The organism is Streptomyces sp. CAI-85 (assembly GCF_013363615.1).
Lineage (GTDB): Bacteria > Actinomycetota > Actinomycetes > Streptomycetales > Streptomycetaceae > Streptomyces > Streptomyces antibioticus_B.
This window is the reverse complement of the sequence record NZ_JAANNX010000121.1, coordinates 1-6,898: the sequence shown is the minus strand read 5'-3', so window position 1 is coordinate 6,898 and position 6,898 is coordinate 1. Positions and strand designations below refer to the sequence as shown.

6 protein-coding genes are annotated in these 6,898 nt (G+C 72.5%); 1 reads left to right on the top strand and 5 read right to left on the bottom strand.

Going from position 1 to position 6,898, the window contains the following annotated elements; all coding sequences use genetic code 11:
• Both G6W55_RS36590 and G6W55_RS36585 read right to left on the bottom strand, forming a co-directional pair.
• Window positions 1–799 (bottom strand): maltotransferase domain-containing protein (locus G6W55_RS36590; RefSeq protein WP_175524926.1); only part of this gene is annotated, 799 nt, incomplete at its 3' end.
• 187 nt (window positions 800–986) lie between these two features.
• On the bottom strand, window positions 987–2,285 hold the full coding sequence (locus tag G6W55_RS36585) for a S8 family peptidase (protein ID WP_175524925.1): 1,299 nt from the start codon (window positions 2,283–2,285) through the stop codon (window positions 987–989).
• A 223-nt stretch (window positions 2,286–2,508) separates the two neighbouring features.
• On the opposite strand from G6W55_RS36585, the gene G6W55_RS36580 reads away from it, so the two are divergent.
• Entirely contained in the window at window positions 2,509–5,133 is a 2,625-nt protein-coding gene (locus G6W55_RS36580) for a glycosyltransferase family 1 protein (protein WP_175524924.1), read from the top strand.
• Between the two features lie 103 nt (window positions 5,134–5,236).
• Here G6W55_RS36580 and G6W55_RS36575 read toward each other — a convergent pair whose 3' ends face one another.
• The 3 genes from G6W55_RS36575 to G6W55_RS36565 all read right to left on the bottom strand — a co-directional run.
• On the bottom strand, window positions 5,237–5,530 hold the full coding sequence (locus G6W55_RS36575; protein WP_175524923.1) for a hypothetical protein: 294 nt from the start codon (window positions 5,528–5,530) through the stop codon (window positions 5,237–5,239).
• Between the two features lie 245 nt (window positions 5,531–5,775).
• Complete coding sequence (locus G6W55_RS36570; protein ID WP_175524922.1) at window positions 5,776–6,285, bottom strand: DUF1990 family protein; 510 nt, start codon at window positions 6,283–6,285, stop codon at window positions 5,776–5,778.
• A 71-nt stretch (window positions 6,286–6,356) separates the two neighbouring features.
• Window positions 6,357–6,898, bottom strand: a 542-nt coding sequence (locus tag G6W55_RS36565) for a M4 family metallopeptidase (RefSeq protein WP_175524921.1), incomplete at its 5' end; no start/stop codon positions are given.

The window sequence follows — 6,898 nt, the reverse complement described above, 5'->3', positions numbered from 1 at the left end:
GTTCACGCTCCACCAGCAACGGCATCGGCGCCGACGCCGTGACCAGCTCCCGCAGGGGATGGCGGGCCAGGACCGCGTCCACCTCCGGCGTCAACGCCGCCGCCAGCCGGGCGGCGGGGGGACGGCTCTCGTCGCGCAGGGCGCGGGCGGCGGCCCGCAGCAGGGTCCGTTCCGCGCTGCGCGCGGGCACGCCGGCCGCGGCCCGCTCGTACAGGCGGGCGCCGTCCTCCAGGACCAGTTCGGTGTCCTGCCCGGCCGGGATCTTGATGGTGGCGTGATGCCGCCAGGTGGAGAGCGGATCGCTCCACGCCTCCACCGTGTACGTCCACAGGCCGGGCGCGTCGGGTGTGACGTTGGCGCCCCAGCGGTCGGTGCCGGGGGCCAGTTCACGCATCGGAGTCCAGGGTCCGGGGCGGCCGCGCGGGTCCCGCAGGACGACATTGGCGGCGACGGCGTCGTGGCCCTCGCGGAACACGGTCGCCGAGACCTCGAACGTCTCACCGGTGACCGCTTTTGCGGGCCTGCGCCCCTGCTGGACCACGGGGTGCACGTCCAGGACCGGGATGCGCCCGACGGTGGTGGAGGATCGCTCCGGGGCGGGCGGGCCGGTGTCGGCGGAACGCGCGGGAGGCGTGTCGGTCGCCTTGTCCGCTTCCGCCGCTCCAGCCGCTTCCGCCGATCCAGCCGCTTCAGCCGCTTCGGGCGTTCCGGGTGTTTCGGTTGTTCGGCCGGCCTTGGTGGTCTTGGTTGCCTTGGTACGGGACGCCGGGGGTGCCGACGGGTGGTGCGTGGCGGGCATGACCGCTCCTGTCCGCTTCAACGGGGGGTGGGCGGATGGATGTGGGGTCGAGTACCGGGGGAGCCTTCCCACCCTGAACGGGTGCGCACTCCGGCACTTTGTTAACTACTCGCGCGTATGTCTACGCACAAGACCGGCCCCGTCCGGAAGAACGGGGCCGGTCACGGGGAACAGCCGCCATAGATCCCTAGAACGGCGGCACTTGCAGGATTTTGTTCGGTGAACCGCTGCCACGGCCGGAGACCTTGCCGTTCGCGGCGCCCGCGACAAGTGCCCGGGAGACCTGGGCCGGTGTGGCTTTCGGGTGATCGGCCAGATAGAGCGCGGCCGCCCCCGCCGCGTGCGGCGCCGCCGTCGACGTACCCGAGAAGGTGGCCCGTGCGGTGTCGCCGCGGTGCGAGGCGGAGGTGATCGACACGCCCGGCGCGAACAGGTCGAGCGCGGAGCCGTGGTTCGAGAAGGCCGGCCGGGTGTCCGTGCGGTCGACGGCGCCGACGGTGACGGCCTCGCGGACGTCGGCGGGGGACCCGAGGGCGGCCGGGCGGCCCTCGTTACCCGCCGCCACCGTGTAGGTGACGCCGGATCGGATCGAGGCGCGGACGGCCGCGTCGAGCTGGGCGTTGTAGCCGCCGCCCAGGCTGAGGTTGGCGACCGCGGGCTTGCGGGCGTTGCGGGTCACCCAGTCGATACCGGCGATGACCCGCGCGATCGTGCCCGCGCCGGTGTCGTCCAGCACCCGGACCGAGACCACCTTCGCCTTCTTGGCCACCCCGAAGGAGGTGCCCGCGACGGTGGCGGCGACATGCGTGCCGTGGCCGTTGCCGTCGGCGGCCGTGCCGTCGCCGCCGACGAAGTCCCAGCCGTGGCGCGCCCGGCCGCCGAAGTCCTTGTGGGTGATCCGTACGCCGGTGTCGATGACGTACACGGTCACCCCGGCGCCCGCCGACTTCGGCCAGGAATAGCTGTCGTCCAGGGGCCGGGAGGGCTGGTCGATCCGGTCCAGGCCCCAGGAGGCGGGGGTGCGGGCGGCGGTGCCATTGGTGTTCTTGGCTTCGACGGTGACCTGTGTGTCCACGGTGACTGGTGTGTCCACGGTGACCGGTGTGTCCACGGTGACCCGGGTGTCCTGGACGACCGACGCGACGCGCGGGTCGGCCGCCAGTCGCCGGGCCTGTCTCGCGTCCGCCTCGACGGCGAAGCCGTGCAGGACCGTGTCGTAGACATGGCTGATTCTCGCCCCGTACGCCTCCGCGAGCCGCCGTCCGGCCGCGGCGGACGGGTCGGACGCGCTGGCGTCCGGGGCCTCCTTCAGCGTCACGAGGTAGCTTCCGTCGACGGCGCCGGGACGGCCGGCGCCGAGTATCGTCCCCTCCGGTACGGCGTGCGCGGGCAGGGCTGCGGCCGACAGGACCACGGTCACCACGGTCGTGACCACCGCGATCAGGCCCCCCGCCCCGCGCAGACGCCGGGTACGCGTCCGTGCCATGGTTCGAGTTCCCCTCCTCGACTCTCCAGGCAGCCTCTCGTGCGGGGTGAAGTGCCACAAGGTGGCCGGTGTGAGGGGAATCGGCCATATCGCTGGAATGCGTGATTCTGACCGTTCGGGGAAAGCCTCCCCCAGGTGCCGGGGCATCACCGGTACGGTGCTGAGTCACCGGGCGCACAGAGCCGTGCGCCCATTCAGCGAACGCGCCACGCCGAGGTGGAATGTGAAGGCGATCCGTCGATTCACCGTCCGACCCCTTCTCCCCGAACCCCTCCGGCCGCTCAGTGACCTGGCCCGCAATCTGCGCTGGTCCTGGCACGCGGACACCCGTGAACTCTTCCAGTCCGTCGACCCCGAACACTGGGCCGTCTCGGACGGCGATCCGGTACGGCTGCTCGGCGGGGTACGCCCCGAGCGCCTCGCCGAGCTGGCCGAGGACCGCCGGTTCCTGCGCCGGCTGACCGCGGTCACCGACGACCTGCACGACTACCTGACCGGCGAACGCTGGTACCAGGTCCAGGCCCGCACCACCGAACTCCCCGCCGCCGTCGCCTACTTCTCCCCGGAGTTCGGCGTCACGGCCGCCCTGCCGCAGTACTCCGGCGGCCTCGGCATCCTGGCCGGCGACCATCTGAAGGCGGCCAGCGACCTGGGCGTCCCGCTGATCGGCGTCGGACTGCTCTACCGGCACGGCTACTTCCGCCAGACCCTCTCCCGCGACGGCTGGCAGCAGGAGCACTACCCCGTCCTCGACCCCAACGAGCTGCCGCTCACCCCGCTGCGGGAGGACGACGGCACCCCCGCCCGGGTCGCCCTCGCGCTTCCCGCCGGCAAACAACTGCACGCCCGGATCTGGCTGGCCCAGGTCGGCCGGGTCCCCCTCCTGATGCTCGACTCCGACGTCGAGGAGAACGACCTCGGCGAACGCGGCGTGACCGACCGGCTCTACGGCGGCGGCAGCGAGCACCGGCTGCTCCAGGAGATGCTGCTCGGCATAGGAGGTGTCCGGGCGGTACGCACGTACTGCCGTCTCACCGGGCACGCCCTGCCCGAGGTGTTCCACACCAACGAGGGCCACGCCGGCTTCCTCGGCCTGGAGCGGATCGCCGAACTCTGCGACGACGGGCTGGACTTCGACTCCGCGTTGGAGGCGGTGCGGGCGGGCACCGTGTTCACCACGCACACGCCCGTCCCGGCCGGCATCGACCGCTTCGACCGTGAACTGGTCGCCCGGCACTTCGGGCCCGACGCCGAACTCCCGCGCATCGACGTCGAACGCGTCCTGCGGCTGGGCATGGAGACCTACCCGGGCGGCGAGCCGAACCTCTTCAACATGGCGGTGATGGGCCTGCGTCTGGCCCAGCGCGCCAACGGGGTGTCGCTGCTGCACGGCCAGGTCAGCCGGGGCATGTTCGCCGGTCTGTGGCCCGGGTTCGACGCGGCCGAGGTGCCGATCACCTCCGTCACCAACGGCGTCCACGCCCCTACTTGGGTGGCCCCCGAGGTGCTGCGGCTCGGCGCCCGCGAGGTCGGCGCTCAGCGCACCGAGGACGCCCTGACCGTCGGCGGCAGCGAACGCTGGGACGCGGTCGCCGGCATCCCCGACCAGGAGGTCTGGGAGCTACGGCGGCTGCTGCGCGAGCAGTTGGTGGACGAGGTACGGCGCCGGCTGCGGGCGTCCTGGCGGCAGCGCGGCGCCGGCACGGCCGAACTGGGCTGGATCGACGGCGTCCTCGACCCCGACGTGCTCACCATCGGGTTCGCGCGCCGCGTCCCCTCGTACAAGCGGCTGACGCTGATGCTGCGGGACCGCGACCGGCTGATGGAGCTGCTGCTGCACCCGGAGCGGCCCATCCAGATCGTGGTCGCAGGGAAGGCGCACCCGGCGGACGACGGCGGCAAACGCCTGGTGCAGGAGCTGGTCCGGTTCGCCGACGATCCGCGCGTGCGCCACCGGATCGTCTTCCTGCCCGACTACGGCATGGCGATGGCGCAGAAGCTGTACCCGGGCTGCGACATCTGGCTGAACAATCCGCTGCGGCCGCTGGAGGCGTGCGGGACGTCCGGGATGAAGGCGGCCCTCAACGGCTGTCTCAACCTGTCCGTCCTGGACGGCTGGTGGGACGAGTGGTTCCAGCCCGACTTCGGCTGGGCGATCCCCACGGCGGACGGCGCCGGCACCGACCCCGACCACCGGGACGACATCGAGGCGGCCGCGCTCTACGACCTCCTGGAGCAGCGCATCACACCCCGCTTCTACGAGCGGGGCCGCGGCGGGCTGCCCGACCGGTGGATCGAGATGGTCCGCCAGACGCTGTCGCTGCTCGGGCCCAAGGTGCTGGCCGGCCGGATGGTCCGCGAGTACGTGGAGCGTCTCTACGCCCCGGCCGCGGAGGCACACCGTGCGATGGACCCGGACACCGCCCGGGAACTCGCCGCCTGGAAGGGCCGGGTGCGCTCCGCCTGGCACGCGGTGACCGTCGACCACGTGGAGACCTCGGTCGTCACGACCACCGCCGAACTCGGCTCGACGCTCGCCCTGCGGGTCCGCGTCGGCCTCGGCGAACTGGCCCCCGAGGACGTCGAGGTGCAGGCCGTCTCCGGGCGCGTCGACGAGGAGGACCGCATCACCGACGCGACGACGGTCCCCCTGAAACCGGCGGGCGGCCCCGACCTGGAGGGCCGCTGGCTCTACGAGGGCCCGCTCTCCCTGGACCGCACCGGCCCCTTCGGCTACACGGTCCGCATCCTCCCCTCCCACCCCCTCCTCGCCTCCACCACGGAGGTGGGCGTGGTGACGGTCCCGTCGGAGGAACTGACGTCGGCGGCGGGGGTGTTGCTGCGCTAGCGCCCGCGCGTCGACGGTTCGCGTACGGCCCCACACCTGCCTGAGGGCGGGTGTGGGGCCGTATCGATTCCGACCGGGCTTGATCTTTTTCGGCCGGCAGCGCCTACGATGCGTCCGTGACGTGGGCAGAGACGGTCAGAGCAGGTGGCTTGCGGGGGCCGGCGCCCTGGGCGGCCATGATCTTCGTGCTGGGTACGGCCGGATGCGCGGCCGGGGGAGACACGGGTGCCGGGGAGCCGGGACGCGGGACACCCTCGCCCTCCGTGTCCGTGTCGGCCACGCCCGCTGTCACGGCGACGCCCAGCGCCTCGGCGTCCCCCTCCGCCTCCCCCTCGGCGTCGAAGAGCGCGACACCGGCCGCGCGGAAGACGGGTGGCACCTCCAAGGGCAAGGGCACGGGCTCCGGCTCGGGTTCCGGATCGGGGTCCGGCTCCGGTACGAGCGGCGGCGGGTCCGGCAGCGGCTCGGGCGGTTCCGGCGGCTCGGGGACCGTTCCGCAGAACCCCAACCGGGGTGCCAACCCGCCGCCCGCCCCGTCCCGTCCCGCTCCCCAGCCCGACTTCACGTCCGGGCAGTGGCAGCCGGGCGACCCCGTCGAGACGGTCCCGGGTTCCGGCCAGGGCTGAGAGGTCGGTTGAGAGGTCAGTCCTTCGGCTCGCCGACCAGCCCCCGCAGCACCGTCCCGCACCGGCGGGCGTACGCCTGTTGCAGGCCGCGGGTCGCCGGGCCCGCCGCTCTCGCGTACCACTTGGCGCCCTGGCTGAAGGCCGAGACCGTGAGCCAGACCGTGCCGTCGCCGGTGCGGTCGACGACGAAGGACTCCTCGCCGCGTTCCGGATGGCCCGGGAGGGTGCCGTAGGCCCAGCCCGCGCGGCGGTGTTCGTCGACCGTCCAGACCACGCGGCAGGGGGCCTTGATGACACCGCCGAGGGTGACCGTGACGTCGACGTCGGGGGCCGCACGCTCGGCGGTGGCGGATATGCCCACGCCGAGGGCGCGGTGCATCTCCCAGGTCATCACCGCCTCCGAGGCCCGGCGGAAGACGTCGAGTCCCTCGCCCAGGCGGGTGCGGACGTGCAGCAGATGGAAGCCGGGCGGGCAGAAGCCGGGGCGGTCACGGGTCGCGCCGACATCGTCGTACGTGAAGGACATGGGAGCCAAGAGTAGGGCGGTACCCGGGGACGCCCCGGTCCCGGGTACCGCCTTCGGTCATCCGCCGGACGTCAGCCGACGTTGACGGCGGTCCAGGCCGCCGCCACGGCCTTGTACTCGGTGCTGGTGGAGCCGTAGAGCGCCGACGCCGCGTTGAGGGTCGCCGTGCGGGCGCCCGCGTAGTTGGTGGTCGACGTCATGTAGCTGGTCAGCGCCTTGTACCAGATCTGGACCGCCTTGGCGCGGCCGATGCCGGTGAGCGTGGAGCCGTTGTACGTGGGCGAGTTGTACGACACCCCGTTGATGGTCTTGGCGCCGCTGCCCTCCGCGAGGAGGTAGAAGAAATGGTTCGCGGGGCCGGACGAGTAGTGCACGTCCAGGTTCTTCAGCGAGGAGGACCAGTAGTCGGCCGAGGCGCCGTCCTTGCTGGGCTTGTCCTGGTAGCGCAGCGGGGTGCCGTTGCCGTTGATGTTGATCTTCTCGCCGATGAGGTAGTCACCGACGTCGGAGGAGTTCGCCGCGTAGAACTCGACCGCGGTGCCGAAGATGTCCGAGGTGGCCTCGTTCAGACCGCCGGACTCGCCCGAGTAGTTGAGGCCCGCGGTGTTGGAGG